Here is a 26,634-nt window from a genome sequence, read left to right as displayed (position 1 = left end):
CCGCGTGCCCTCGGTGTGAAGCTGCTTCAGGGGGCGATCGACCACCTGCGCGGCTACTCCTACGACTTCGACCGCAACGGCGAACGGCGCCTGCTCGAACGCATGGGCACGCTGGGCGCGCGCACCGTGTTTGACGTGGGCGCCAATGTCGGCGACTGGACGCTCGCGGCCGCGCAGCTCATGCCCGAGGCGCACATCCACAGCTTCGAGCTTTCGCCACGCACCTGGCGCACGCTGAGCCAGCGCGTGAGCGGCCCGCGCTTCACCGTCAACAACTGCGGCATGGGCGACCGCGACGGCAGCATCGCCTTCAAGGACTACGGCGAGAACTCCACCGTCAACACCATCCTGTCCAACGCCACCTACCACGACGCGCAGCAGGCCGCCGTGGTCTCCGAGGCGCACATCGTCACCGGTGACCGCTACTGCGAGCAGCACGGCATCGCGTCCATCGACCTGCTCAAGATCGACGTGGAAGGGGCGGACCACCTGGTGCTCGCGGGCTTCGAGCGCATGCTCGGTGCCCGCGCGGTGCGTGTGGTGCAGTTCGAGTACGGCTACACGCACGGTGATGCCAAGTTCCTGATGCGCGACTTCCACGAGCTGTTCGCGCGCCATGGTTACGCCGTGGGCCGGCTCGAGCGCCGCGGCGTCGCTTTCGGGCCGTGGCACTACAAGATGAACGATTTCCGGTCGGGCCCGAACTACGTGGCGGTGCGCAACGACGACACGGCCGCGCTGCAGGCGCTGACCCGTTTCGACCAGAGGAGCAAGCAATGCTGACCGCGACCGACCAACGCCCGTGGCTGTCCGCCTACCCCGAAGGCGTGCCTGCCGACATCGATACCAGCCCGTACCCGTCGCTGGTGCACCTGATGGAGGAGAGTTTTCGCCGCCACGCCAGCCGCACCGCGTACAGCTTCATGGGCAAGGAGATCAGCTACGCGCAGACCGACACCCAGTCGCAGGCTTTCGCCGCGTACCTGCAGTCGCTGGGCCTGGTCAAGGGCGATCGCGTCGCGATCATGATGCCCAACGTGCCGCAGTACCCGGTCGCGGTGGCAGGCATCCTGCGCGCGGGCCTGGTGGTGGTCAACGTCAACCCGCTCTACACCGCGCGCGAGCTCGAGCACCAGCTCAAGGACTCGGGCGCCAAGGCCATCGTCATCATCGAGAACTTCGCGCACACGCTGCAACAGTGCATCGCGCAGACGCCGGTCAAGCACGTGGTGCTGGCGGCCATGGGCGACCAGCTGGGCCTGCTCAAGGGCATGCTGGTAAACCACGTGGTGCGCAACGTGAAGAAGATGGTGCCGGCCTTCAGCCTGCCGCAGGCCGTGCGCTTCAACGACGCACTGTCGCGCGGCGCACGCGCCACGCTGCGCAAGCCCGAGTTGCGGCCCGACGACATGGCGGTGCTGCAGTACACCGGCGGCACGACGGGTGTGAGCAAGGGCGCGGTGCTCCTGCACAGCAACATCATCGCCAACGTGCTCCAGTCCGAGGCCTGGAACGACCCGGTGATGAAGACCCTGCCGCCGGGCGAACAGCCCACGGCCGTGTGCGCCCTGCCGCTGTACCACATCTTCGCCTTCACGGTGAACATGATGTTGAGCCTGCGCGTGGGCGGCAAGACCATCCTGATCCCCAACCCGCGCGACCTGCCCGCGGTGCTCAAGGAGCTGAGCAAGCACCGATTCCACAGCTTCCCCGCGGTCAACACGCTGTTCAACGGCCTGGCCAACCACCCCGACTTCAACACCGTCGACTGGAGCCACCTGCGGGTGTCGGTGGGCGGCGGCATGGCGGTGCAGAGCGCGGTGGCCAAGCTCTGGCTCGACAAGACCGGCTGCCCCATCTGCGAGGGCTACGGCCTGTCGGAGACCAGCCCCTCGGCGAGCTGCAACCCCACCACCAGCAAGAGCTTCAGCGGCACCATCGGCGTGCCGCTGCCGGGCACGCGCATGAAGTGCCTCGACGACGAGGGCCGGGAAGTGCCGGTGGGCGAGCGCGGCGAGATCGCGATCCACGGCCCGCAGGTGATGGCGGGTTACTGGCAGCGCCCCGACGAAACCGCCAAGGTCATGACGGCCGACGGCTACTTCAAGACCGGCGACATCGGCGTGATGGACGAGCGCGGCTACTTCAAGGTCGTCGACCGCAAGAAGGACATGGTGCTCGTGAGCGGCTTCAACGTGTACCCGAACGAGGTCGAGGACGTGGTGGCGCAACTGCCCGGGGTGCTCGAATGCGCCGTGGTCGGCGTGCCCGACGACAAGACGGGCGAAGCGGTGAAGCTGGTCATCGTCAAGAAGGACCCGGCCCTCAGCGAGGCCCAGGTGCGCGATTTCTGCCGCGCCAACCTCACGGGCTACAAGCAGCCGCGCGTGATCGAGTTCCGCACCGAGCTGCCCAAGACGCCCGTGGGCAAGATCCTGCGCCGCGAACTCCGCGACAAGTGAAGGCATCGCGCGACGCATGACGCTCGCCCTGATCAGCGCCCTGCCCGAAGAGCTGCAGGCCGTGCTCGACCTGCTGCCCGACGAGCAGCGCACCACCGTCGCGGGCCGCGCCTTCTGGCAGGGGCACCTGCACGGCCAGGCCGTGGTCGCGGTGCTCTCGGGCATCGGCAAGGTGGCGGCGGCCACCACCACGGCCTTGCTGATCGAGCGCTTTCAGGCCAGCCGCGTTGTGATGACGGGCGTGGCCGGTGGCCTGGGCGCTGGCGTGAAGGTGGGCGACGTGGTGGTGGCGCGCGCGCTGCTGCAGCACGACATGGACGCCTCGCCGATCTTTCCGCGCCACGAGGTGCCCGGTTACGGCCGCTCGCGCTTCGCCACCGACGCGGCGCTCGGCGATGCGCTGGTGCGCGCCTGCGAGGCGAGCCTGCGCGATCCCCTCGCCATGCCCGGCGCCGAGGCCGTGGCCGCCTTCGGCCTGACGGCGCCCCGCGTGCACCAGGGCCTGATCGTGAGTGGCGACCGCTTCGTTTCGCGCACGAGCGAAAGCCAGGCCTTGCAGGCCGAGCTGCCCGACGCGCTCGCGGTCGACATGGAGAGTGCGGCGGTGGCCCAGGTGTGCGCCGACTGGGGGGTGCCCATGGCCGTGGTGCGCACCATCTCGGACCGCGCCGACGATGCGGCCCACGTGGACTTTCCGCGCTTTCTCACGCAGGTCGCGAGCCGCTACAGCGCGGTCATCGTGGCCGCTCTGCTCGCGGGTTCAGCGTAGCCAGCCGCGCTTGCGGAAGTACAGCATCGGCACCACCGCCGACACCACCATCAGGAAAATCGCGAACGGGTAGCCGAACGTCCAGCCCAGCTCGGGCATGAACTGGAAGTTCATGCCGTAGCTGCTCGCCACCAGCGTGGGCGGCAGCAGCGACACGCTGGCCACCGAGAAGATCTTGATGATCTTGTTCTGGTTGATGTTGATGAAGCCGACGGTCGCGTCCATCAGGAAGTTGATCTTGTCGAACAGGAACGCGGTGTGGCCGTCGAGCGAGTCGAGGTCGCGCAGGATCTGGCGGGCATCTTCGAACTGCTCGGCGCTGAGCAGGCGGCTGCGCATCATGAAGCTCACCGCGCGGCGCGTGTCCATCACGTTGCGGCGGATGCGGCCCGACATGTCCTCGTGGCGCGCGATCGCCGACAGCGCTTCGCCGAGTGCCGAGTCGCTCGCCTCGGCCGACAGCACCTTGGCGCTCACGGCCTCGAGGTCGTCGTAGATGTCTTCGAGCGTGTCGGCGCAGTACTCGGCGTCGGCGTCGAACAGCATCAGCAGCACGTCCTTGGCGTCGTCGATCAGGCCGGGCATGCGGCGCGCGCGCATGCGCAGCAGCCGGAACACGGGCACGTCTTCGTCGTGGATCGAGAACAGCACGCCGCGGCTCTTGAGCGAGTCGTTGTGCTCGTTGAGGATGAAGGCCACGCGGATGGCGCGCGGGTCTTCGTCGTCGTCGATGAGGAAGTCGCTGCGCACGTGCAGCTCGCCGTTGTCTTCCTCGAAGAAGCGCGCCGATTCTTCGATGTCCTCGTCCATCGCGTCTTCGGGGATGGACAGTCCGAAGTGCTGCTTGACCCAGCGCCGCTCTTCGGGCGTGGGCGATTCGAGGTCGACCCAGATGGGCTTGAACTTCGCGAGTTCTTCCAGGGACTCGATTTCTTCCTGGAACAGGCGGCCGTTGGCCAGGGTGAAGACGTTGAGCATGGCGCGCTCCCGGCAGACGATGCGTTGGACGGGGAGGCCGGTGGGCCGGCCGGCGGTTTCGGTGGCGCTTTCAGCCGGCCGACCGCCGGGCGGTGCGCTGCGGCGAGCGCGGGCTCAGACGGTGACGGAGGAGGCTGAAAGCACACGACTGGGGGGTGTGCTTTCCATGGGGGGACTCCGGTGGGTGGGCGCGATTATGGCATCGCACCCCGTGCGGCGTCTGTGACAGCCGGCGCGAGAAAGGCCCGCAATTCGGCCTCTTTGCGCCAGGCGTCGTGCTCGCCCAGGGCGATCAGCGCCTGCACGAAACCAGGCTCGAACAGCAGGTAGCTCGCCAGGGCCGCGGCGCTCGCACTGGCGCCACGTCGGGTGTCGAGCGCGCCCAGGCCGCTGAGCGTGTGGCGCGTCGGGGTGGGCAGCTCGTGTACGTGCTTCATGGCGAGTTCGTCGAGCGAGACGCTGGGCTGCAGGGCCAGCACGTCCACCGGGCGGTAGGGCAGCATGCCTGCGAGCGCGGGCGGCAGCCGCGCGAGCGTCTGGCTCACGCGCTGGGTCTGCTCCACGTCGGCCTGCAGGGTGTCGTGGAACACGCTGGCCATGGCGTGGCCCGCGATGGTGCCGGCCGTGGGCTCGTCGGCGTTGCCCGGCGCCAGGCCCGCGCGCTGCGGCTGGCCCACGCCCAGCACCAGCACGCGGCGGGCGCCGAAATGGATCGCCGGCGACAGCGGCGAGAGCTGGCGCATGGAGCCGTCGCCGAAGTGCTCGCGGCGGCCGTTGACCCACAGCGGCACCGCGGGGAACAGAAAGGGAATGGCGCTCGACGCCATCAGGTGCTCGATGGTGATGGGCTGGAAGTCGGCACGCCGGCCCGGCCGGTGCCAGGGCCTCAGCTCGCAGTCGGCGCGGGTCTGGCAGAAGGTCCAGTGCTCGCCCGTGGTGTAGCTCGAAGCGGTCACGCCCAGGGCATCAAGCGCGCCGAGCTCCAGTGCGGTCTCGAGCCCGCGCAGGTCGATCGCGCGGTGCAGCGTGTCCACCAGCGGCAGCGTGTCGAGCAGCGCGCGGTGGCGCCGCACCTGGCGCGACAGCGTCCAGCCCGCGAGCACGCGGCTGGCGCGCACCCAGCTCGGCGCTTCGAGGCGATAGACCTGGTGCGAGCGCAGCCGATGCCAGAACTCGGCCAGCCGCGGCAGCGCGGCCGCGCCGTTGCCGGCCTGGCTGGCCAGGTAGCTGGCGTTGAGCGCGCCCGCCGAGGTGCCGAACAGCCAATGGAAGGGGAAAGCCGTGTGGCCGGCTGGCAACATGGCCGCCAGCGCCTTGAGCACGCCGGCCTGGTACGCGGTGCGCGCGCCGCCACCCATGAGCACCAGCGCGCAGCCGTCGGGCCGCAGCGCGGCCTGCGGCGCCAGCACGGTGTTGTGGGTGAGCACGGTGTCAAGCGACATGGGTTCAGGGGGGCGTCGGGGCGTTGTCGATGAAGCGGCGCAGGGTGTCGGGATCGACCGGCTTGTGCAGCCCGGTGACGCCGACCGCGCGGATGGTGGCCAGCACCTCGGGGCTGGTGTCGCCCGTGACGATCGCGGTGTGCAGACCCGGGGGACCCAGGCGCTCGTGCAGCGCGGCGATCACGTCGACGCCGTTCTGGCCGCCGCGCAGGTGCATGTCGATGAGCGCGATGTCCGGCCGCCGCGGCGCGGCGCCGAGCACGGTCAGCGCGTCCTCGCGGCTGGTGGCGGTGAGCGCTTCGTGCCCCCAGCCGCGCAGCAGCAGGGCCATGGCCATGAGGATGTGCTCGTCGTCGTCGACCACGAGCACCGTGCGCGTGGTGCAGGGCGGCAAGGGCGGGGAACTGCCTTCGGGGTCGGCTTCGGGGTTGCTGGCGCGCGGCAGCGCGATGGAGAACACCGAACCGCGCCCCGGGCGCGAGCGCAGCACCAGTTGCCCGCCGAGCAGGTCGGCCGAGCGCTTGACGATGGCCAGCCCCAGCCCGAAGCCGCGCGACTGGCTGGCGTCGCGCTTGACGTTGCCGGCCTGGAAGAACTCCTCCGTCACGCGCGGCAGGTCGTGCGCCTCGATGCCCACGCCGCTGTCCCAGATCTCGATGCTCACGCGGTCGCCGCGGCGGCGCGCGGCCAGCAGCACGCCGCCGCGCTCGGTGTAGCGCACCGCATTGCCCGCCAGGTTGCTGAGGATGGTGTGCAGCACCGCGGGGTCGGCGTGCACCGCGAGGTGGCCGCCGCGCACCCGCAGGCGCAGGCCCTTGGTGCGCGCCTGTTGGGCCACTTCGTCGCTCACGCGGCGCAGCACGGGCCCCAGGGACACGGCCTGCGGTCGCGGTTGCAGCGCGCCCGCGTCCAGTCGCGAGATGTCGAGCAGCCGGCTGAGCAACTGGGCCATGGTGTCGAGTGCGCCCTGCATGCGCTCGGCGATGCTGCCCACGGTGCGCGGGCTGATCTCGGTGCGCTCCGAGAGCGCCTGCAGCGCCGGCACGAACAGGCTCATGGCGTGGATGGGCTGGCGCAGGTCGTGGCTGGCGGTCGCGAGGAAGCGTGTCTTGGCCACGCTGGCGCTTTCGGCACGCTCCTTCTCGGCGGTGAGCTGGCCGATCAGCGATTCGTTCTCGAAGCGCAGCTGCAAGGCCTCGGCGATGGCGCGGGAGATGCGGCGCGAGAACACCAGCGACATGCCCAGGAAACCGGTCGCCAGCAGCCCCAGGGTGACCAGCGCCGTGTTGCCCGAGCTCAGGCAACGTGTGGCGAACGGCACGGCGCAGGGCACCGCGAAGGCCACGTAGGCCGGGAAGTACGGCCCCAGCGATTGGGTGGCGCTGGAGAGGATCGCGGTGATCAGGATGGAGACCACCGCGATGTTCAGGGGGTTGTCGGGCGTGAAGAACAGCCAGGCCAGCAAACCCCAGCACAGGCCGGCCACCGCCGAGGTCAGGGCGAAGGACGGGCCCCAGCGCTCGGGCGGATCGCCGGCCGCGGTGCGGCGCCAGAAGCGCCGCGCCATCCAGAGGCGCCACGCGCTGAGCGCGAGCAGGGCGATGGCCCACCCCGCCACCTGGGCGTGGGGTTGCTGGTTGGCCCAGAGCAGCACGGTCGCGCCCGTCCCCAGCATCAGCGAACCGAACACCAGCGCCGGCACGTTGCGCGCCAGCAGGCGGATCTGTTCGCGCCGCTGCCGCACCTGCAGGTCACCGGGGCCGTCCATGCGTGGAGCATAGGTCACCGGCGTGTGCGGCGGGAAGCATCGATGGCAGACGACGGCAGGCGCGATGCGCCGTTCGGCCTGCTGGTGTCGGCCATGTGGCGGGCGGCCCGCCGGTTTGACGCTGGTCAGGAAGTCACGTTTTCTGACGTTTGCGCCTTGCGCCGGCCAGGGTTCGTGGGCATAGTGGTCCGCAAGCCATCCCGTGGTCGCCGGGTGGCCCTGCCACCGGCGGCCTGTGTCAACCCGGAGCATAGGAGGCTCATCCATGAATCTGACGATCAGCGGTCACCACCTCGAGGTCACGGACGCCCTGCGCGGTTACGTCACGAGCAAGCTCGAACGCATCTCCCGGCACTTCGACCAGGTGGTGGACATCAAGGTCCTGCTCACCGTGGACAACCTCAAGGAGAAAGACCTGCGCCAGCGCGCGGAGTGCAACATCCACGTCAAAGGCCGCGACCTGTTCGCTGAGAGCGCCGACGCCGACCTGTACGCAGCGGTCGACGACCTCGCCGACAAGCTCGACCGGCAGGTGCTGCGCTACAAGACCAAGACCAAGGAACACCACCACGACGCGCTCAAGCGCCTGGCGTGAAAACCGTCACAACCCGCGCCACGCGTGGGTTTGTGGCCTTGCTGCAATGCAACAAGCCGCTTGAATTGTCAAGCGGCTTTTTTGTCCCTTTCATCTGGCCGTGGGAAGTGAGAGGCGCATAATCCGCGGTCCGAAAGGGCCGCCATGAACCGTCTTTCTGCCATCCTGCCTGCCGCACAAGTGCTCGTGAGCGTCGATGCCACGAGCAAGAAGCGCGCCTTCGAGGAAGCGGGCCTGCTGTTCGAAACGCTGCACGGCCTCAACCGCGCCTTGATCACCGACAGCCTGTTCGCGCGCGAGCGGCTCGGCTCCACCGGCCTGGGCCACGGCGTGGCCATTCCGCACGGTCGCATCAAGGGCCTCAAGCAGCCGCTGGCCGCGGTGTTCCAGCTCGCCAACCCCATCGGCTTCGACGCGCCCGACGAGCAGCCGGTGCAGCTCATGATCTTCCTGCTGGTGCCCGAGGCGGCCACGCAGAAGCACCTCGAGATCCTCTCCGAGATCGCGGAACTGCTCAGCGACAGCGTGCTGCGCGAGCAGATGAAGGGCTCGGCCGACGCCGCCGCGCTGCACGGCCTGATCGCCCACTGGCAATCGGCCCACGCGGCCGCCTGACGCCCGCCAGCCCTTGAAACCCACCGTCGTCAGCGCCGACGTCCTGTTCGAGGACCATCGGGATTCGCTGAAGTGGCAGTGGATCGCCGGGCTCGGCGCGTCCGAGCGGCGCTTCGACGAGGTCGCGATCCGCGCCGCGCGCTCGGGCGCCGACCTGGTCGGCTACCTCAACTACATCCATCCCTACCGGCTGCAGGTCATCGGCGAGCGCGAGGTCGCCTACCTCACGAGCCCGAGCACCGAAGACAACCGCCGCCGCGTCGCGCGCATCGTCACGCTCGAGCCGCCCGTGCTCGTGGTGGCCGACGGCCAGCCCGCCCCCGACGAGCTGCTCGCCATGTGCGAGCGCGCGCAGATCCCGATGTTCGCGACCAAGGAGTCGGCCGCGTTCGTCATCGACGTGCTGCGCGCCTACCTGTCGCGCCACTTCGCCGACCGCGCCACCATGCACGGCGTGTTCATGGACATCCTGGGCATGGGGGTGCTGATCACGGGTGAGTCGGGCCTGGGCAAGAGCGAGCTGGGCCTGGAGCTGATCTCGCGCGGCCATGGCCTGGTGGCCGACGACGCGGTGGACCTCTACCGCATCAACCAGACCAGCGTGGAGGGCCGCTGCCCCGAGCTGCTGCAGAACCTGCTCGAGGTGCGCGGCATCGGCCTGCTCGACATCAAGGCGATCTTTGGCGAGACCGCGGTGCGCCGCAAGATGCGGCTGCAGCTCATCGTGCACCTGGTGCGCCGCGAGACTATGGAGCGCGACTACGAGCGCATGCCCTACGAGCCGCTGTACCAGGACGTGCTCGGCGTGCCGGTGCGCAAGGCGGTGATCCAGGTGGTGGCCGGCCGCAACATCGCGGTGCTGGTGGAGGCTGCGGTGCGCAACACCATCCTGCAGCTGCGCGGCATCGACACCTACCAGGAATTCGTGCTGCGCCACCGCGCGGCCATGTCGCGCGACGAGTGATGCACCCGCGCGCCGTCCCGGGGCGGCCCGGCGGCGGATCCCGTATCCGTTACTTCTTCGCGCCGCGGTGCGGGCACTCGCTCTTGGTGCAATTCGCGTAGAGCGACAGCGCGTGTTCCTGCAGCGCAAAACCGCGCGCCTTGGCCACCATCTGCTGGCGCCGCTCGATTTCGGCGTCGAAGAATTCCTCGACCCGGCCGCAGTCGAGGCAGACCAGGTGGTCGTGGTGCTGGCCCTCGTTGAGCTCGTAGACGGCCTTGCCCGATTCGAAATTGCTGCGCGTGAGCAGGCCGGCCTGCTCGAACTGCATGAGCACGCGGTAGACGGTGGCCAGGCCGATGTCGCTGCGGTCTTCGAGCAGCACCCGGAAGACGTCTTCGGCCGTCATGTGGCGCTGCTGCGCGTTGTGGAAGACCTCGAGGATCTTCAGCCGCGGCAGGGTGGCCTTGAGGCCGGTGCTCTTGAGTTCTTCGAGGTTGGTAGACATGGCGGTGGGGGCAGGCTCACTACAATGGCCGACCGATTATCGCCGGCTGCACGCCGCCCGCGCCAGGGCCATTGCCCATGCGCTGTCCAGGGTGTCCCACATGTCCCTCGTCCGTCATCGACTGCTTCCCGCGCTGGCCCTCGTGCTGGCCGTGTCGGGGTGCTCCTTCATCACGCCCTACAAGATCGACATCCTGCAGGGCAACGTCGTCACCCGCGAGCAGGTCGAGGCCCTCAAGCCGGGCATGGCGCGCGAGCAGGTGCGCGACATCCTCGGTTCGCCGCTGCTCACCAGCGTCTTCCACGCCGACCGCTGGGACTACGTGTTCACGCTGCAGCGCCGCGGCGAGGCGCCGGTGCGCCGCCGGGTCGCGGTGTTCTTCAAGGACGGCGTGCTCGAGCGCCACGAGGCCGACGAGCTGCCCAGCGAGCTCGAATTCGTGTCCTCGCTCGACGCGCGGCGCGGCCAGCGCGGCGCCAAGCCGCCGGTGCTGCAGGCCACCGACGAGCAGCTCAAGACCTTTGCCGAGCGCAACAAGCCGCAGAACCCGCCCACGCCGGCGAGCGCAGCGCCCCGCCCGGCCACCACGAGCTTCCCGCCCATCGACAGCGGCACCGGGAGCAGCCGATGAACGCCGCCGCACCCCACCGCGTCAGCGTGGCTGGCGCCAGCGGCCGCATGGGCCGCATGCTGATCGAGGCCGTGCGCGCCAGTGGCGACTGCGCGCTCACCGGTGCGCTCGACGTGGCCGCCAGCCCCGCGATCGGCCAGGACGCCGGCGCCTACGCGGGCCAGGCCACGGGCGTGACCATCACCGCCGACTTCGCCACCGCGCTGCGTGGCAGCCACTGCCTGATCGACTTCACGCGCCCCGAGGGCACCATGGCCCACCTCGACGCCTGCGTGGCGCACGGGGTGAACCTGGTCATCGGCACCACCGGCTTTTCCGACGAGGAGAAGGCACGCATCGCCGAAGCCGGCCAGCAGATCGCCATCGTGATGGCGCCCAACATGAGCGTGGGCGTGAACGTCACGCTCAAGCTGCTCGAGATGGCGGCCAAGGCCATGGCCACCGGCTACGACATCGAGATCATCGAGGCCCACCACCGCCACAAGGTCGACGCGCCCAGCGGCACCGCGCTCAAGATGGGCGAGGTGATCGCCGGCGCGCTCGGCCGCGACCTCAAGGACTGCGCGGTCTACGCGCGCGAAGGTGTCACCGGCGAGCGCGATCCCTCCAGCATCGGCTTCGCCACCATCCGCGGCGGCGACATCGTGGGCGACCACACGGTGCTGTTCGCGGGCACGGGCGAGCGCATCGAGATCACGCACAAATCCAGCAGCCGCGCCACCTACGCGCAGGGCAGCCTGCGCGCGGTGCGATTCCTGGCGGGCCGCAAGAGCGGCCTCTACGACATGTTCGACGTGCTCGGCCTGCGCTGAGCCATCCCACCCCATGCAAGAGAAGTACGCCCCCCAAGACGTCGAGCGCCAGGCCCAGGCGCAATGGACCGCCGCCGACGCCTACCGCGTCACCGAAGACGCCGGCAAGAAGAAGTTCTACGCCTGCTCCATGCTGCCCTACCCCAGCGGCAAGCTGCACATGGGCCACGTGCGCAACTACACCATCAACGACATGCTCACGCGCCAGCTGCGCATGAAGGGCTACAACGTCCTCATGCCCATGGGCTGGGACGCCTTCGGCCTGCCGGCCGAGAACGCGGCGATCAAGAACAAGGTGCCGCCCGCGAAGTGGACCTACGACAACATCGCCTACATGAAGCGGCAGATGCAGGCCATGGGCCTGGCCATCGACTGGAGCCGCGAGGTCGCCACCTGCTCGCCCGACTACTACAAGTGGAACCAGTGGCTGTTCCTCAAGATGCTCGAGAAGGGCATCGCCTACCGCAAGACCCAGGTCGTCAACTGGGACCCGGTCGATCAGACCGTGCTGGCCAACGAGCAGGTGATCGACGGCCGCGGCTGGCGCACCGGCGCGCTGGTCGAGAAGCGCGAGATCCCGGGCTACTACCTCAACATCACCGCCTACGCGGGTGAGCTGCTCGACCACGTGCAGATCGGCAACCCCAAGGCCACGCTCAACGGCTGGCCCGACAAGGTGCGGCTGATGCAGGAGAACTGGATCGGCAAGAGCGAGGGCCTGCGCTTCGCCTTCCCGCACCAGATCCGCGACGCCAGCGGCGCCCTGATCGGCGACGGCAAGCTCTTCGTGTTCACCACGCGCGCCGACACCATCATGGGCGTGACCTTCTGTGCCGTGGCGCCCGAGCACCCGCTGGCCACGCACGCGGCGGCCGGCAACCCGCAGCTCGCGGCCTTCATCGAAGAGTGCAAGAAGGGCGGCACCACCGAGGCCGAACTCGCGCTCAAGGAAAAAGAAGGCCTGCCCACGGGCCTGTCCGTGACCCACCCCATCACCGGCGCCGAGGTGCCCGTGTGGGTCGGCAACTACGTGCTCATGGGCTACGGCGACGGCGCCGTCATGGGCGTGCCCGCGCACGACGAGCGCGACTTCGCCTTCGCGAAGAAGTACGGCCTGGCCATCCAGCAGGTGGTCGCGGTCGACGGCGAAACCTTCAGCACCGAGGCCTGGGCCGACTGGTACGGCGACAAGCAGCGCGGTGTGTGCGTGAACAGCGGCTTCCTCGACGGCCTGGCCTACCAGGCCGCGGTCGACCGCGTGGCCGAGGCGCTGGGTGCCAAAGGCCTGGGCGAGAAGAAAACCACCTGGCGCCTGCGCGACTGGGGCGTGAGCCGCCAGCGCTACTGGGGCACGCCGATCCCCATCATCCACTGCCCCGAGCACGGCGCGGTGCCCGTGCCCGAGCGCGACCTGCCCGTGGTGCTGCCCGAAGACTGCGTGCCCGACGGCAGCGGCAACCCGCTGCAGCACCACGAAGGCTTCCACGCCAACGTGGTGTGCCCGGTGTGCGGCGCCAAGGCGCGGCGCGAGACCGACACCATGGACACCTTCGTGGACTCGTCCTGGTACTTCATGCGCTACTGCGATCCGAAGAACCCGGACGCCATGGTGGCCGGCGGCACCGACTACTGGATGCCCATGGACCAGTACATCGGCGGCATCGAGCACGCGATCCTGCACCTGCTGTACGCCCGCTTCTGGACCAAGGTCATGCGCGATCTCGGCCTGGTCAAGGTCGACGAGCCCTTCACGCAGCTGCTCACGCAGGGCATGGTGCTCAACCACATCTACAGTCGGCGCACCGACAAGGGCGGCAAGGAATACTTCTGGCCGCACGACGTCGAGAACGTGTTCGACGAGGGCGGCAAGATCGTGGGCGCGAAGCTCAAGCACGCCGTGGGCGATCTGCCCGCGGGCACGCCGATCGACTACGAGGGCGTGGGCACCATGTCCAAGTCCAAGAACAACGGCGTCGACCCGCAGGACCTGATCGAGAAGTACGGCGCCGACACCGCACGCCTGTACACCATGTTCACCGCGCCGCCCGAGGCCACGCTCGAATGGAACGACTCGGCGGTGGAAGGCAGCTACCGCTTCCTGCGCCGCGTGTGGGCCCACGGCCAGCAGCGCTCGGCCGCGGGCGCGCAGGGCGCACTCGCGGCCGGCGTGGGCACGGCCGCGCTGTCCAAGGCCGCCAAGGCGCTGCGCCTGGAGATCCACACCGTGCTCAAGCAGGTGGACTACGACTACCAGCGCATGCAGTACAACACCGTGGTCTCGGGCGCGATGAAGATGCTCAACGCGCTCGAAGGCTTCAAGCCCGAGGGCGCGGCCGACGAGGCCGCCGCGGCCGAGGGTTTCGGCATCCTGCTGCGCTGCCTGTACCCGGCCACGCCGCACATCGCGCAGGTGCTGTGGAACGAACTCGGCTACACCACGCCGCTGGGCGAGCTGCTCGACGCGCCCTGGCCGCAGGCCGACGAGGCCGCGCTGCAGCGCGACGAGATCGAGCTCATGCTGCAGATCAACGGCAAGCTGCGCGGCAGCATCACCGTGCCCGCGAGCGCCGACAAGGCCGCCATCGAGGCCGCCGCGCTCGCGAGCGAGGCCTTCGTGAAACAGGCCGCGGGCGCCGCTCCGAAGAAGGTGGTGGTGGTGCCGGGCCGGCTCGTGAACCTGGTGGTCTGACCATGCAACGGCGTCTTGCGCTCGCCTCCTTCGCCGCGCTCGGCCTGTCGGCCTGCGGCTTCCAGCTGCGCCAGGCGCCCCGGTTCGGCTTCTCGGCGCTGCGCCTGGCCGGCGCCGGTGCCTACGTGATGCCGGCGCTGCGCCGCGAACTGCAGATCTACGGTCTGCGCGTGATCACCACCGCCGACCCCAAGGACGCGCCCGATGCCGTGGTGCTGCGCGTGCTGCTCGACCAGCGCGAGCGCGCGGTGGTGGGCCAGACCGCCTCGGGCCAGGTGCGCGAACTGCAGCTGCGCCAGCGCTTCCGCTTCAACCTGCAGACGCACGACGAGCGCATCCTCATCGACGATACCGAGCTGCTGCTCGAGCGCGACCTGAGCTTCAACGAAACCCAGGTGCTCGCCAAGGACGCCGAGGAGCAGCTGCTCTACCGCGACATGACCGCCGACATCGTGCAGCAGGTGGTGCGCCGCATCGCGGCGCTCGACAAGGTGTGAAGGGCCCATGCAGGTCGCTTCGAACCAACTTGCCGCCCAACTGCAGCGCGGCCTGCGCAGCCTCTACACCCTGCACGGCGACGAGCCGCTGCTGATCCAGGAGGCCGGGGACGCGATCCGCGCCGCGGCGCGCGCCCAGGGGTACACCGAGCGCACCGTGCACCTCATGACCGGCGCGCACGCCGACTGGTCCTCGGTGCTGGCCAGCGGCGCCTCGCTGAGCCTGTTCGCCGACCGCCAGCTCATCGAGGTGCGCGTCCCCACGGGCAAGCCCGGCAAGGACGGCTCTGTCGCGCTGCAGCAGCTCGCCGAGGCCGCCGACGGCAACGACAGCACGCTCACGCTGGTGGTGCTGCCCCGGCTGGACATGGCCACGCAAAAGAGCGCCTGGTTCGCCGCGCTCGACGCCCATGGCGTCACGGTGCGCATCGACCCGGTCGACCGCAAGGCGCTGCCGCAGTGGATCGCGCAGCGCCTGCAGGCCCAGGGCCAGCGCGTGGCCGCGGGTGAAGAGGGGCAGCGCACGCTGGCGTTCTTCGCCGACCGCGTGGAGGGCAACCTGCTCGCTGCGCACCAGGAAATCCAGAAGCTCGGCCTGCTGCACCCGCCGGGCGAGCTCGGTTTCGAGCAGGTGGAAGCGGCCGTGCTCAACGTGGCGCGCTTCGACGCCTTCAAGCTCGCCGAGGCGGTGCTCGCCGGCCAGATCGCGCGCGTGCAGCGCATGCTCGACGGCCTGCAGGCCGAGGGCGAAGCGCCGGTGCTGGTGCACTGGGCCCTGGCCGAAGACATCCGCACCCTGAACCGCGTGCGTGCCGCCATGGACGGGGGCCGCCCGCTGCCGCTCGCGCTGCGCGAGAGCCGCGTCTGGGGCCTGAAAGAAAAGCTCGTGGAGCGCGTGCTGCCGCTGCTGGGCAACGCGCAGCTCGCGCGCTGGCTCGACGACGCCCACACCGTGGACGGCATCGTCAAGGGCCTGAAGTTCCCCGACTGGCCGGCCGACCCCTGGCAGGCCCTGCACCAGCTTGCGATGAAGGTGGCGCGCGCCTGTGCGCAGCCCTCACGCTGAGGGCCGCGCGCGCGGCACGCGCAGCTCGAAGCACGAGCCGCGGCCCGGTGCGCTGCGCAGCGCCACGCCGATGCCCAGCAACTGCGCGCAGCGCGCCACGATCGACAAGCCCAGGCCCAGGCCCTGATCGTGGCGCCGCGCGGCGCTGCCGCGCACGTGCGGCTGGAACACCGTGTCCCGCTCGTCGGGCGTGAGGCCGCGGCCCGTGTCCCACACCTGGACCAGCAGCACATCGCCGCGCTCGCGGCAGGCCAGCAGCACGCCGCCGCGGTCGGTGTAGCGCAGGGCGTTGGAGACCAGATTGCTCAACATGCGCTCCAGCAGCAGCGGGTCGGTGTGCACGAGCGCCAGGCTGGGCCGCACGCGCCAGCTCAGGCCCTTGTGGCGTGCCTGCGCCGCGAACAGCGCCTCGATGCGCTCGAGCATCTCCTGCACCGAGAACGTCTCGGGCCGGGGGTCGAGCTCGCTGTGTTCGAGCCGCACCGCCATGAGCATCGAGGTCACCAGCTCGTCGGCCGCGTGCAGCGCCGAGCGCATCTGCACCAGCGCCTGGGCATCGGCCGCGCGCAGCGCCTGACGCTCCAGCACGTCGGTGGCCATGCGCAGCGCGTAGAGCGGCTGCTGCAGGTCGTGCGTGACGGCGGCCATGAAGCGCGACTTCTCGTCCAGCGCGCGCTGTGCCGATTCGCGTGCGGCCCGCGCGCGCGCCCGCTGCGCCTCGGCCTGCCGGCCCGCGCACCGCTCGGCGTGGATACGCTCCACCAGCAGCGCGCCGATCAGCAGGCATTCGCTGGCCGGCAGCGGGCCGGCGTCGAACAGCAGCCGGGCCGCACCCACGACCGCAAGGCCGGCCCAGCCGAGCAGGAAGCCGGTGGCGAGGGGGCGGGGGGCGCTTGGGCGGGGCATGGAGCGGCGCATGCTAGGCAAGTCGAAGGCCCGGATCTCCCCCCCGGTATCGGCGCCGTGTGCGCCGGTGCGCATGTCCGCACGGGCCCGGCGTGTGGCGCATCGGTAAAGCCCCGCAGCCATCTGTTTCAGGCTTCGGACACTCGACACGTCCGGTAACAGGCACTGCCGCGGCCGCGCCTAGATTCGCGGCGAAAGGAGTGAGCACATGGACAAGTCAATGATCAAAGGCATGGCCCTGGGCGGGCTGGCGATGGTGGTGCTCGGCGCGGGCGCCGTGGGCGGCTACCAGACCCTCACCCAGCCCCGGCACGCCGACGTGCTGGCCGTGAAGGAGGTGACGACCACCGTCTCCACGCCGCGCGAGGTGTGCGAGAACGTGGCCGTGCGCCGCCAGGCGCCGGTGAAGGACGAGCACCGCGTGGCCGGCACCCTGATCGGCGGTGTGGCCGGCGGCCTGCTGGGCAGCACCATCGGCAAGGGCAGCGGCAACACCGTGGCCACGGTGGCCGGTGCGGTGGCGGGCGGCTACGCCGGCAACCAGGTGCAGAAGAACATGCAGCAGAGCGACACCGTGACCACCACCGAGCAGCGCTGCCGCACGGTGCAGGACAAGAGCCAGAAGCTGCTGGGCTACGACGTGACCTACCGCCTCAACGGCCAGGAGGCCGTGGTGCGCACCGACTTCAAACCGGGCGCCACGCTGCCCGTGAAAGACGGCAAGGTCGACACGACCCCGCCCGCTCAGTCCTGAGCGGGTGCGAGCGAGGCACGGGCGCGGAACGCCGAGGGCGTGAGCCCCGTGTGCTCGCGGAACACGCGGCTGAAGTGCGCCGTGTTGTTGAAGCCCCAGGAGAACGCGATCTCGGTGATGGTGCGGCCCGCGCGCTGCGGATCGGCCAGCTCGCGCATGCAGGCCTCCACGCGCTGGCGCTGGATGTAGTGGGCCAGGGTGTCGTCCTCGGCGCTGAAGGCCTTGTGCAGGTGGCGCTTGCTGCAGTTCATCGCGCTGGCGATGTGGTCGAGCGAGAGCGCGGGGTCGCGCAGGTGGTGGCCGATGTGCACGCGGATGCGGTCGCGGAAGGCCTCGAGCTGGGTGCGGCCGTCGGCGCGGCCCGCGAGCTCGAGCAGTGACAGCCGCACCAGCTCGACGATGGCCTCGCCCGCGCCGCGCGCCGCGGCCTCGCTCATGCCGGGCAGCTCCTGGTAGGTGGTGCGCATGGTCTCGAGCGCCACGCGCGCAATGCCGCTCACGCCGCCGATCTGCCGCGCCATGAGCGGCTCGAGCGCGAGGCCGCGCTCGCTGAGCTGTTCGCGCGGCAGCATCACGATCAGGTGCTCGACCTGCTCGGGGTTGGCCACCGCGTAGGTGCCGGTGGTGTCGTAGATGGCCCAGCCGCCGGGCCGCACCCAGGCCTCGCGGCCAGACTGCTGCACACCCGCGCTGCCGCGCCAGGGCGCGACGATCTTGAGGTAGGGCCGCTCGCCCGCGCGCGCCTGGCGGTCGCTCTTGATCACACGGTGGCGGTTGGCCTCGAGCCGCGTGAGCATCACCTCGCCCGCGCGCGAAGCGCTCATGTGGCCTTCGAAGTCGGTGTCGCCGTAGAGGTCGGAGTCGAGCCCGCCGAAGTGCGTCCACACCCATTCGCGCCAGATCGCGGCGCGCTCCTTGGGCGCCACGGCGTCGGTGCTCATCGGGGGGGTGGCGCTCATGCAGGTCTCCGTGGGCGGGGCGGGCGGGCAGGGGGAAACATTGTCCCGTGCCGCCCAAGCCCCTGCGCGGCCCCGGCATTGCGGGAAAACCCGCATCGCCATGCGCGATTGGTCAAGCCGACAGTGCGCCTTCGGCATAGCGGCCCATGACGGCTTTTCCTACCATGGCCGCGTCCGAGGACCCCCCACACACAGGAGACAAGCCATGGCCTTGAGCAACCGCCGAGTGATGATGCAGAAGACCGCCGCCGCCGTGGGCGCGATGGCGGTGGCCCCGCAGTTGATGGCCCAGAACGCGCCCGTGCGCATCGGCTACAGCATGTCGCGCACCGGTCCCTGGACGGGCGGCGCGCAGACCAGCCAGGAGCCCAACTTCCTGCTCTGGGCCGAGCAGCAGAACGCCGCGGGCGGTCTCGACGTGAAGGGCGTGCGCCGCAAGATCGAGCTGATCAGCAGCGACGACCGCAGCGACGTGGAAACCGTGGTGCGCACCTACGAAAAGCTCATGGGCAGCGACAAGGTGGACCTGGTGCTGCCGCCCTGGGGCTCGAACGCCAACTTCGCGGTCGCACCGCTGGCCAACCGCTTCCAGTACCCCTTCCTCGCGCCCACCGCGCTCTCGCGCCGCCTGGTGGAGCTCAAGCTGCCGTATTTCTTCCTGCTGCTGCAGCAGCCCAAGCCCATGTGCGACGCGCTGGTCGACATGTTCAAGGCCAACGGCGTGAAGAGCGTGGCCGTGATCTACGTGGACGACCTGTTCGGCCTGGAGAACTACGCGGCCCTTAAGGTGGCGCTGCAGGGCAGCGGCATCAACATGGTCGAAGACAAGAGCTACCCCGGCGGCGTGAAAGACCTCTCGCCCGTGCTGCGCTCGATGAAGGACAAGAACCCCGACGCGTTCGTGGGCTTCACCTACCCGCCCGACACCATCCTCGCGAGCCGCCAGGCCAAGGAGATCGGCTTCAACCCGAAGTTCTTCTACGCCTCGGTGGGCACGGCCTTCCCGCTCTACAAGAACGTGATCACCGCCGCCGGCGCCGAAGGCGTGCTGGGCATGGGCTCGTGGAACAGCAAGACCAGCCCGGGCGCCAAGGCCTACTTCGACGCCCACGTGGCGAGCCAGAAGAAGGAACCCGACCGCTGGGCCAGCGGCGCCTGCTGGGCCGGCCTGGAGATCCTCACCAACGCGGTGAAGGCCCACGGCCTGGACCGCAAGGCCATCCGCGACTACGTGGCCAACACCACGCACAAGACCATCCTGGGCGACATCAAATTTCAGGGCAGCGAGAACGTGGGCACGCCAGGCACCGTGGGCCAGTGGCAGAACGGCGAGTTCGAGGTGGTGTGGCCGCAAAAGCTCGCCACCGCCAAGCTCAACCCGAACAAGCCCGCCTGGAAGTGATGTCGTTTTCCGCCTGGATCGAGCTCATCGCCTCCGGTCTCATCACCGGGGGCATCTATGCGCTCGTCGCGCTCGGCCTGAACCTGCAGTACGGGCTGATGCGCATCCTCAACATCGCGCACGGCGAGTTCCTGATGGTGGGCGCCTTCGTCACCTGGATGGTGGCGGCCAGCTTCGGGCTCTCGCCGTTGTGGATGATCCCGGTCTCGTTCGCGCTGCTGTTCGGCATCGGCGTGGCGGTGCACTGGCTGTGCTTTCGCCGCCTCACCGCCACCTCGCCCAACCTCGACGTGTTCGAGGCGCGCGGCCTCATGGTGGCCTTCGGCCTGATGTTCCTGGTGCAGAACGCGATCAGCTGGATCTGGGGCGGCGATCTGCGCGGCTACGACTTCCTCACCCAGCCCTTTGCCATCCCGCTGCCCGGCGGCCAGGCGCAGTTCGCGGTGAACAAGCTGCTGGTGTTCGGCCTCGCGCTGCTGTTCGCGGGCGCGCTCATCGTGCTGTTGCGCACCACGCTGCTCGGCAAGGGCGTGCGCGCGCTCATGCAATCGCCCACCGGCGCGCAGCTCGTGGGCATCGACACCAAACGCCTGCACCCGCTGATGTTCGGCATCGGCCTGGGCCTGTCGGGCGTGGCGGGCTGCCTGCTGTCCATGGCCTACACCATCAGCCCCTCGATGGGCGAGCCCTACACCGTCACGGCGCTGATCGTCATCACGCTGGGTGGCTTCGGCAGCATGGGCGGCGCGCTCGCGGGCGGCCTGCTGCTGGGCGTCATCGAGGCCATCGGCATGCACTTCACCAACCCCTCGCTCAAGGCCTTGCTGAGCTACATCGTGTTCATCGGCGTGCTGCTGCTGCGACCCGAAGGCCTGTTCGCGCGCAAGACCCGCAAGGCCTGAACCCGCATGACCTCCCGACAGTTCCTCATCCGCGACCTGCTGGTGCTCTTCGGCCTGACCGGCTGGGCCGTGGCCCTGCCCGGTTTCGCGAGCGAGTTCGTGGTTTCCATGGCGCTCACCTGCCTGATGTACGTGGCGCTCTCCTCGAGCTGGGCGCTGTTCTGCGGCACCACGCGCTACCTCTCGCTCGCCACCTCGGCCTTCTTCGGCATCGGCGCCTACACCAGCGCCATCGGCCTCGAATCGCTGAGCTGGCCGGTGGCGATCGCGCTCGGCGCGGCCATCGCCGCGGGCATCGCGGTGCTCATGGGCGCGGCCGTGCTGCACCTGCGCGGCACCTACTTCGCGGTGCTCACCTTCGGCATGACCGAGCTGATCCGCCACGCCATCAGCTACTTCGAGAAAAGCGTGACCGGCACCGTGGGCCGCGTGCTCATGGTGGTGCCCGAGCGCGACACCGTGTACTTCACCGTGCTGCTGCTGGCGGTGCTGGCGGTGGCGCTGTCCATCGGCATCCGCCGCACGCGCTTCGGCCTGGCCATGCAGGGCATCGGCGCCGACGAGCAGCGCGCCCAGACCCTGGGCGTGAACACCCGGCTGGTGAAGACCGCGGGCTTCGCGCTCACCGCGGCCATCGCGGGGGCCGTGGGCGCGGCCATGAGCGTGCGCTGGACCTACATCGACCCGCACACCGTGTTCAACCCCTTCATCGGCTTCCAGACCGTGCTGATCGCGCTCATCGGCGGCGCCATGACGCTGTGGGGCCCGCTGATCGCGGCCATCGTGTTCAGCGTGCTCGCCGAGACCCTGCGCCTGCAGGTGCCGCAGGTCTACATGATGTCGCTGGGCCTGCTGCTGATCCTGTCGGTGCTGTACCTGCCGGGCGGCCTCGCCTCGGTGCGCGCCGAGACCTTCAAGGGCTGGTGGCGCGACAGCAAGGTCTGGTGGCGCGAAACCAGAGACGACCTGAGCGGCGAGACCGAGCGGCGCAAGCAGCGCGAGAAGCAACAACGCGAGGCCCGCCATGTGTATTGATCGGAATCACCCCTGCCGCGCTGCGCGCGACCCCCTCAAGGGGGCGATGCCAGAGGCCCGGCAAAGCCGGTGCCTCGGCATCCCTGGGTGGGGCTTCGGTTCGCGCGGCATGGCTTGCGTCGACGGATGGGGTGGCTGACATGTCGACTCAAGCACTTCTCGAAGCCCGGGACATCACCGTGCGCTTCGGCGGCCTCACCGCCGTCGACCGGGTGAGCGCGGTCTTCATGCCCGGCGAGCTCGTGGGCATCATCGGCCCCAACGGCGCGGGCAAGACGACCTTCTTCAACGCCATCTCGGGCGTCACCAAACCCACCAGCGGCCGGCTCGAGCTGCGCGGCCGCGGCCTGGCGGGCCAGGCGCCGCACCGCTTCGCGGCCCAGGGCCTGGCGCGCACCTTCCAGACCCCGCGCACCTTCGGCGACATGGCCGTGCGCGACAACATCGCCTTCGGCCTGAAGTTCGCGGGCAAGCGCCGGCGCGAGTACCTGTTCTGGGGCGACGAGGTCGGCGTGCCCTGGGTGCTGCGCACGCCCGAGAGCATCCTGGGCCTGATCGGCCTGTCGGCGCAGGCCGACCTGCCGGCCGCGGCCATCACGCCCTCGCAGCAGCGCCTGCTCGAGATCGGCATGGCGCTGGCCACGCGGCCCAGGCTGCTGCTGCTCGACGAGGTGGCCGCGGGCCTGACCGAGAACGAGGTGGAGGAAATGGCGCGCCTGATCCGCCGCCTGCGCGACGAGCTCGACCTCACCGTGGTGTGGATCGAGCACGCGGTGAGCACGCTGCTGCGCCACGTGGAGCGCGTGATCGTGCTGCACCAGGGCCGCAAGATCGCCGACGACGTGCCGCGCGCCGTGATCCGCAACCCCGAGGTGATCGAGGCCTACCTGGGCGACGAGATGAGCGAGACCGACACGGAGGCCACCGCATGATGTGGCACCGCCCCGAACCCTTCCGCCTCGGCGGCGCGCCACGCGCGCACCTGAAGATCGACGGCCTGAGCGCAGGCTATGGCGCCTTCCTGGTGCTGCGCAACCTCACGCTCGAGGCGCGCCCTGGCCTGACCGTGGTGCTGGGCCCCAACGGCGCGGGCAAGACCACGCTGCTCAAGGCGCTCAACGGCCTGATCCCGCGCCAGGGCGCGGTGCTGCTCAACGGCGAGGAACTGCCCGAGAAAACCCACGAGACGGTGCAGAGCGGCGTGGCGCTCGTGGCCGAGGGCCGGCAGCTGTTCCCGCAGATGACGGTCACCGAGAACCTCGAACTTGGTGGCTGGCTGGTGCCCAAGGCCGAGCGCGCGCGCCGCATCGAGCAGGCCTTCAACGATTTTCCCAAGCTGCGCGAACGCGCCTCGCAGCTCGCCGGCACCATGAGCGGCGGCGAGCAGCAGATGGTGGCGGTGGCGCGCGCCATGATGAGCGCGCCGCGCCTGCTCATGCTCGACGAGCCCTCGCTGGGCCTGGCGCCCAAGATGGTCGACGAACTGCTGGGCATCGCGCGCCGCATCGCCGACGCCGGCACCACCGTGCTCATGGTGGAGCAGAACGTGAAGAAGGCGCTCGCCGTGGCCGACCGCGGCTACGTGCTCGAGCGCGGCGCCATCGTGGCCAGCGGCCCCGCGGCGCTGCTCGCGCGCTCCACCGTCATCCGCGAGGCCTACCTCGGCGCCGACAAGGACCCCGCGAGCGGCACCACCAATGCCGCCGACGCCGTGAACCGCCGCAAGGCCACGGCCACCCCCGCCTGAAACCACACGAACGCAAGGAGAACCCATGTCCGATCTGTCCATGCTCATCAACGGCCTCAAGGTCACGGCCGAAAAAGGCGCCACCTTCGAGCGCCGCAACCCGCTCGACGGCAGCGTGGCCACGCGCGCGCCCGCGGCCAGCCCGGCCGACGCGGTGATGGCGGTGGAGGCCGCCGCCGAGGCCTTCAAGACCTGGAGCGAGACCGGTCCCGGCGAGCGCCGCGCGCTGCTGCTGAAAGCCGCCGACGCGCTCGAGGCCAAGACGCCCAAGTTCATCGAGGCCGTGGCCGCCGAGACCGGCGGCACCGCCATGTGGGCCGGCTTCAACTGCTTCCTGGCCGCGGGCATGATCCGCGAGGCCGCCGCGCTCACCACGCAGATCTCGGGCGAGGTGATCCCCTCGGACGTGCCGGGCTCGCTCGCCATGGGCGTGCGCCAGCCCGCGGGGGTGGTGCTGGGCATCGCGCCTTGGAACGCGCCCATCATCCTCGGCGTGCGCGCCATCTGCGTGCCGCTGGCCTGCGGCAACACCGTGGTGTTCAAAGGCAGCGAGAACTGCCCGCGCACCCACCAGCTCATCGTCGAATCGTTCCAGGACGCGGGCTTTCCCGCGGGCGTGGTGAACTACATCACCAACGCCCCGGCCGACGCCGGCGCCGTGGTCGAGGCCGTGGTGGCCCATCCCGCGGTGCGGCGCGTGAACTTCACGGGCTCCACCAAGGTGGGCAAGATCATCGCGATGACCTGCGCCAAATACCTCAAGCCCGTGGTGCTGGAGCTCGGCGGCAAGGCGCCGCTGGTGATCCTCGACGACGCCGACATCGACGACGCGGTGAACGGCGCGGCCTTCGGTGCGTTCGCCAACAGCGGCCAGATCTGCATGAGCACCGAGCGCATCATCGTGGACCAGAAGGTCGCCGACGAGTTCGTGAAGAAGTTCGGCGACAAGGCGAAGAACCTGCCCGTGGGCGACCCGCGCAAGCCCGAGCCCGTGGTGCTCGGCTCGGTGATCGGCATGGCCACGGTGAACTTCTGCAACGAGCTGATCGACGACGCGCTGGCCAAGGGCGCGAAGCTGGTGTGCGGCGGCAAGAGCACCGACACCCTGATGCCCGCCACCGTGCTCGACCACGTGACGCCCGAGATGCGCGTCTACCGCGAAGAAACCTTCGGCCCGCTCAAGTGCATCGTGCGCGTGAAGGGCGTCGAAGAGGCCATCGCCTGCGCCAACGACAACGAGTACGGCCTGAGCGCGGCCGTGTTCGGCAAGGACATCGCGCGCGCCTTCAACGTGGCGCGCAAGATCGACAGCGGCATCTGCCACGTGAACGGCCCCACGGTGCACGACGAAGCGCAAATGCCCTTCGGCGGCGTGAAGGGCTCGGGCCTGGGCCGCTTCGGTGGCAAGGCCGGCATCGCCGAGTTCACCGAGCTGCGCTGGATCACGGTGCAGACGACGCCGCGGCACTATCCGTTCTGAGCAGCACGCCGCCGTCAGGCGGCCTTGGCGTGCTGGCTGGCCGTCAACGGCTGAAGCGCCTTCTCGGCAGGGGCCGCGGTGCGTTGAACGGCTTCCCAGGCGGCTTTGGCCGCTGCGCGATCTGGCGAGTGGGTCCGGCGCGTCAGTGCCCTGTGCGCAACGACGTCCTGCACGGGCGCGTCCACAACGTCGAGCACCCGTTGGAGCGGCTTTTCCAGCGCGACTTTCAAGTTCTGGAGGGCGTAGGCGAGCTCACTCAATGCGCTTCGAGCATCCGGCACGTTCTTGATGGCATCCGACTGGGCGGCCTGCAACAGCAGCTCAATGGTCATCTCCAGTTTGATCGGGAAGCTTTCGATCTGCTCCCTGATCTCCGTCACCGTACGACCTCTCATGCGGCTGGCTGCCTCGAAATCGGGGGAATCGAGATCGGCGCAGTGCTTCTCATAGGTCTGCAGCAAGATCTCCAGGCGGGTGAAGATCTCCACGGCCAATCGGCCTCCGATGTCCTTGGCCTTGACCTTGACGACGATGGGCAACGCGCCCTCGCCGTTCGAGCGCTTTCTGCTGACCAGTTCCAGCTTTTCGTCGAGGGTCTTTTCCAGGGCCGCAATGGCTTTGGCCTTGCTGTCGTTCCGGTGACCCACCGACAGCACCGACAAGAGTTGGAGGTGGCTGCTGAACATGCGCTCCATGGCCTCTTTGACCGCATCCTCTTCTTGCCGGTTGACGCCATTGAATGGGCCGATCGTTTCGGATGCCCGCTGGAGGGGGGCAATGTCGACCCGTTCCATGTTGCGGAGCTTTTCGGTGAGTCGCTCTTTCAGCCCCGCCTTGAAGTTCTTCAGTGCCGACCTTTTGGCGGCGGCACTCAGATTGGGTTGGCGTTCAAGTTTCTGGGCTTCTTTCGCGACCTGCGCTTTGAACTCGGCTTTGAAATTGGTTCTGAGCCGTCCTTCTTCTCCCATGGCGGCGCGCTCCGCAAATTCGGCAACGCCGCCGTGGTTCATGCCGTGCAGGTAGTTCATCGTGCTCAGGGTTCGCTGGTCACGCAGTTCATTGTTGAAGGTCCGAACGTAGGACTTGAACGCACCCTGCACCGGCGCGAGTTGGGTCAGGTGTGCGCGAACCTGTGCCGAACTGGGCCGGGATTGGGATTGCGGTTGGGCCTGGGTTGGGCGCTGGGCCGTGGGCGCGTCCGAACCCGGTACGGCAGCAGGACCGCTGGGCATGGGGCCCAGCGGTAGCGTCGCGGTTGCCGCACTGTTCTTCACGGCAAGGGCCACGGTCTGTTGCGCGCCAACGGGCTGATGGTCCGAAGCGCCTGGCTCGGCAGCCAGCCTCGCTCGCAGCTCGCGGGGCAGGTAAGACCTGCTGACCTGCTGGCGCTGCTGGATGAGGGTGGCCGTTTTGCCCGGGAGGCGGGCGGCAGAGACTTGCGGGCGCAGAGGACTCTTGGCGTCGGGCAGCGGGGGCAGGGCGCGCTGAGGAGGAAGCGACAGGCTGGGAGGATTGGCCATGGTGCAAGAACGTGATGGGTTGCAGGAACGCAGACAGATGAAGTCGAGACGATCGGGCCAAGGCCCCGACGCAACGCCGTTGCCTCCCTCGACCGCCTGTTGACGGATCGATCAACGACGGGTTTGTGTGGTGGCCCGGATACCCTTGTTCCCG

At 69.4% G+C, this 26,634-nt stretch carries 25 protein-coding genes; 18 read left to right on the top strand and 7 right to left on the bottom strand.

Annotation, left to right across the window (positions count from 1 at the left end; genetic code table 11):
• Positions 1 to 15 precede the first annotated feature (15 nt).
• The 3 genes from WDZ95_RS14900 to WDZ95_RS14890 are packed head-to-tail and all read left to right on the top strand — an operon-like array spanning position 16 to position 3,231.
• The gene (locus WDZ95_RS14900) at positions 16 to 783 is read left to right on the top strand and encodes an FkbM family methyltransferase (RefSeq protein WP_425779495.1); all 768 of its coding nucleotides are present in this window, start codon (positions 16 to 18) and stop codon (positions 781 to 783) included.
• Positions 777 to 2,462 (top strand): long-chain-fatty-acid--CoA ligase, encoded by a 1,686-nt coding sequence (locus WDZ95_RS14895; protein ID WP_425779493.1) that lies wholly within the window; start codon positions 777 to 779, stop codon positions 2,460 to 2,462. The genes WDZ95_RS14900 and WDZ95_RS14895 overlap by 7 nt, the downstream gene beginning before the upstream one ends.
• 16 nt (positions 2,463 to 2,478) lie before the next feature.
• Entirely contained in the window at positions 2,479 to 3,231 is a 753-nt protein-coding gene (locus WDZ95_RS14890) for a 5'-methylthioadenosine/adenosylhomocysteine nucleosidase (protein ID WP_425779491.1), read from the top strand.
• On the opposite strand, the gene corA is transcribed toward WDZ95_RS14890, so the two are convergent.
• The 3 genes from corA to WDZ95_RS14875 all read right to left on the bottom strand — a co-directional run bounded on the left by corA (position 3,223) and on the right by WDZ95_RS14875 (position 7,419).
• Positions 3,223 to 4,209 carry a magnesium/cobalt transporter CorA gene (gene corA / locus WDZ95_RS14885; protein WP_425779489.1) on the bottom strand — a complete coding sequence of 329 codons (987 nt, stop codon included), beginning with the start codon at positions 4,207 to 4,209 and terminating at the stop codon, positions 3,223 to 3,225. The genes WDZ95_RS14890 and corA overlap by 9 nt on opposite strands.
• 194 nt (positions 4,210 to 4,403) lie before the next feature.
• Complete coding sequence (locus WDZ95_RS14880; protein WP_425779487.1) at positions 4,404 to 5,651, bottom strand: patatin-like phospholipase family protein; 1,248 nt, start codon at positions 5,649 to 5,651, stop codon at positions 4,404 to 4,406.
• Between the two features lie 4 nt (positions 5,652 to 5,655).
• Positions 5,656 to 7,419 (bottom strand): hybrid sensor histidine kinase/response regulator, encoded by a 1,764-nt coding sequence (locus WDZ95_RS14875; RefSeq protein WP_425779485.1) that lies wholly within the window; start codon positions 7,417 to 7,419, stop codon positions 5,656 to 5,658.
• A 265-nt stretch (positions 7,420 to 7,684) separates the two neighbouring features.
• On the opposite strand from WDZ95_RS14875, the gene hpf reads away from it, so the two are divergent.
• From hpf to hprK, 3 genes are all read left to right on the top strand, one after another.
• Positions 7,685 to 8,014, top strand: coding sequence for a ribosome hibernation-promoting factor, HPF/YfiA family (gene hpf / locus WDZ95_RS14870; RefSeq protein ID WP_166228827.1), 330 nt, complete (start codon positions 7,685 to 7,687; stop codon positions 8,012 to 8,014).
• Positions 8,015 to 8,158: 144 nt separating this feature from the next.
• Entirely contained in the window at positions 8,159 to 8,629 is a 471-nt protein-coding gene (locus WDZ95_RS14865) for a PTS sugar transporter subunit IIA (protein ID WP_166228825.1), read from the top strand.
• A gap of 13 nt (positions 8,630 to 8,642) precedes the next feature.
• Positions 8,643 to 9,593, top strand: coding sequence for an HPr(Ser) kinase/phosphatase (gene hprK / locus WDZ95_RS14860; protein WP_166228823.1), 951 nt, complete (start codon positions 8,643 to 8,645; stop codon positions 9,591 to 9,593).
• 49 nt (positions 9,594 to 9,642) lie between these two features.
• Here hprK and fur read toward each other — a convergent pair whose 3' ends face one another.
• Complete coding sequence (fur, locus tag WDZ95_RS14855) at positions 9,643 to 10,080, bottom strand: ferric iron uptake transcriptional regulator (protein ID WP_166228821.1); 438 nt, start codon at positions 10,078 to 10,080, stop codon at positions 9,643 to 9,645.
• Positions 10,081 to 10,180: 100 nt separating this feature from the next.
• On the opposite strand from fur, the gene WDZ95_RS14850 reads away from it, so the two are divergent.
• From WDZ95_RS14850 to holA, 5 genes are read left to right on the top strand one after another with little or no spacing between them, the layout of a single operon-like run.
• On the top strand, positions 10,181 to 10,711 hold the full coding sequence (locus WDZ95_RS14850) for an outer membrane protein assembly factor BamE (RefSeq protein ID WP_287469237.1): 531 nt from the start codon (positions 10,181 to 10,183) through the stop codon (positions 10,709 to 10,711).
• On the top strand, positions 10,708 to 11,523 hold the full coding sequence (dapB, locus tag WDZ95_RS14845; protein WP_425779481.1) for a 4-hydroxy-tetrahydrodipicolinate reductase: 816 nt from the start codon (positions 10,708 to 10,710) through the stop codon (positions 11,521 to 11,523). The genes WDZ95_RS14850 and dapB overlap by 4 nt, the downstream gene beginning before the upstream one ends.
• Before the next feature lie 13 nt (positions 11,524 to 11,536).
• Positions 11,537 to 14,212 carry a leucine--tRNA ligase gene (gene leuS, locus WDZ95_RS14840; RefSeq protein ID WP_425779479.1) on the top strand — a complete coding sequence of 892 codons (2,676 nt, stop codon included), beginning with the start codon at positions 11,537 to 11,539 and terminating at the stop codon, positions 14,210 to 14,212.
• A 2-nt stretch (positions 14,213 to 14,214) separates the two neighbouring features.
• On the top strand, positions 14,215 to 14,709 hold the full coding sequence (gene lptE / locus WDZ95_RS14835; RefSeq protein ID WP_425779477.1) for an LPS assembly lipoprotein LptE: 495 nt from the start codon (positions 14,215 to 14,217) through the stop codon (positions 14,707 to 14,709).
• 7 nt (positions 14,710 to 14,716) lie between these two features.
• Positions 14,717 to 15,775, top strand: coding sequence for a DNA polymerase III subunit delta (gene holA, locus WDZ95_RS14830; protein ID WP_425779475.1), 1,059 nt, complete (start codon positions 14,717 to 14,719; stop codon positions 15,773 to 15,775).
• Here holA and WDZ95_RS14825 read toward each other — a convergent pair.
• Positions 15,767 to 16,681, bottom strand: coding sequence for a sensor histidine kinase (locus WDZ95_RS14825; RefSeq protein ID WP_425779473.1), 915 nt, complete (start codon positions 16,679 to 16,681; stop codon positions 15,767 to 15,769). The genes holA and WDZ95_RS14825 overlap by 9 nt on opposite strands.
• Positions 16,682 to 16,889: 208 nt before the next feature.
• Here WDZ95_RS14825 and WDZ95_RS14820 point away from each other — a divergent pair, with 208 nt between their 5' ends.
• Positions 16,890 to 17,435 (top strand): glycine zipper 2TM domain-containing protein, encoded by a 546-nt coding sequence (locus WDZ95_RS14820; RefSeq protein WP_425779471.1) that lies wholly within the window; start codon positions 16,890 to 16,892, stop codon positions 17,433 to 17,435.
• On the opposite strand, the gene WDZ95_RS14815 is transcribed toward WDZ95_RS14820, so the two are convergent.
• Positions 17,426 to 18,394, bottom strand: a complete 969-nt coding sequence (locus WDZ95_RS14815; RefSeq protein WP_166228805.1) for a helix-turn-helix domain-containing protein — start codon at positions 18,392 to 18,394, stop codon at positions 17,426 to 17,428. The two genes, WDZ95_RS14820 and WDZ95_RS14815, sit on opposite strands and share 10 nt — an antisense overlap.
• Positions 18,395 to 18,599: 205 nt before the next feature.
• Here WDZ95_RS14815 and WDZ95_RS14810 point away from each other — a divergent pair, with 205 nt between their 5' ends.
• The 6 genes from WDZ95_RS14810 (at position 18,600) to WDZ95_RS14785 (ending at position 24,960) form a co-directional block, all read left to right on the top strand.
• Positions 18,600 to 19,796: an amino acid ABC transporter substrate-binding protein gene (locus WDZ95_RS14810; RefSeq protein WP_425779469.1), complete on the top strand. Its 1,197-nt coding sequence runs from the start codon at positions 18,600 to 18,602 to the stop codon at positions 19,794 to 19,796.
• Positions 19,796 to 20,698 carry a branched-chain amino acid ABC transporter permease gene (locus tag WDZ95_RS14805; protein WP_425779467.1) on the top strand — a complete coding sequence of 301 codons (903 nt, stop codon included), beginning with the start codon at positions 19,796 to 19,798 and terminating at the stop codon, positions 20,696 to 20,698. Before WDZ95_RS14810 ends, WDZ95_RS14805 begins: the two co-directional genes overlap by 1 nt.
• A 6-nt stretch (positions 20,699 to 20,704) precedes the next feature.
• Complete coding sequence (locus WDZ95_RS14800; protein WP_425779465.1) at positions 20,705 to 21,733, top strand: branched-chain amino acid ABC transporter permease; 1,029 nt, start codon at positions 20,705 to 20,707, stop codon at positions 21,731 to 21,733.
• Between the two features lie 140 nt (positions 21,734 to 21,873).
• Entirely contained in the window at positions 21,874 to 22,665 is a 792-nt protein-coding gene (locus tag WDZ95_RS14795) for an ABC transporter ATP-binding protein (protein WP_425779463.1), read from the top strand.
• Positions 22,662 to 23,480, top strand: a complete 819-nt coding sequence (locus WDZ95_RS14790; protein WP_166228795.1) for an ABC transporter ATP-binding protein — start codon at positions 22,662 to 22,664, stop codon at positions 23,478 to 23,480. Before WDZ95_RS14795 ends, WDZ95_RS14790 begins: the two co-directional genes overlap by 4 nt.
• Before the next feature lie 25 nt (positions 23,481 to 23,505).
• Positions 23,506 to 24,960, top strand: coding sequence for an aldehyde dehydrogenase (locus tag WDZ95_RS14785; protein ID WP_166228793.1), 1,455 nt, complete (start codon positions 23,506 to 23,508; stop codon positions 24,958 to 24,960).
• A gap of 14 nt (positions 24,961 to 24,974) precedes the next feature.
• Here WDZ95_RS14785 and WDZ95_RS14780 read toward each other — a convergent pair whose 3' ends face one another.
• The gene (locus WDZ95_RS14780) at positions 24,975 to 26,480 is read right to left on the bottom strand and encodes a hypothetical protein (protein ID WP_425779460.1); all 1,506 of its coding nucleotides are present in this window, start codon (positions 26,478 to 26,480) and stop codon (positions 24,975 to 24,977) included.
• Positions 26,481 to 26,634 lie beyond the last annotated feature (154 nt).

The sequence above is a fragment of the Hydrogenophaga sp. T2 genome (assembly GCF_049843535.1).
GTDB lineage: Bacteria > Pseudomonadota > Gammaproteobacteria > Burkholderiales > Burkholderiaceae_C > Hydrogenophaga > Hydrogenophaga crocea.
This window is presented reverse-complemented; position numbering and strand designations above follow the sequence as displayed.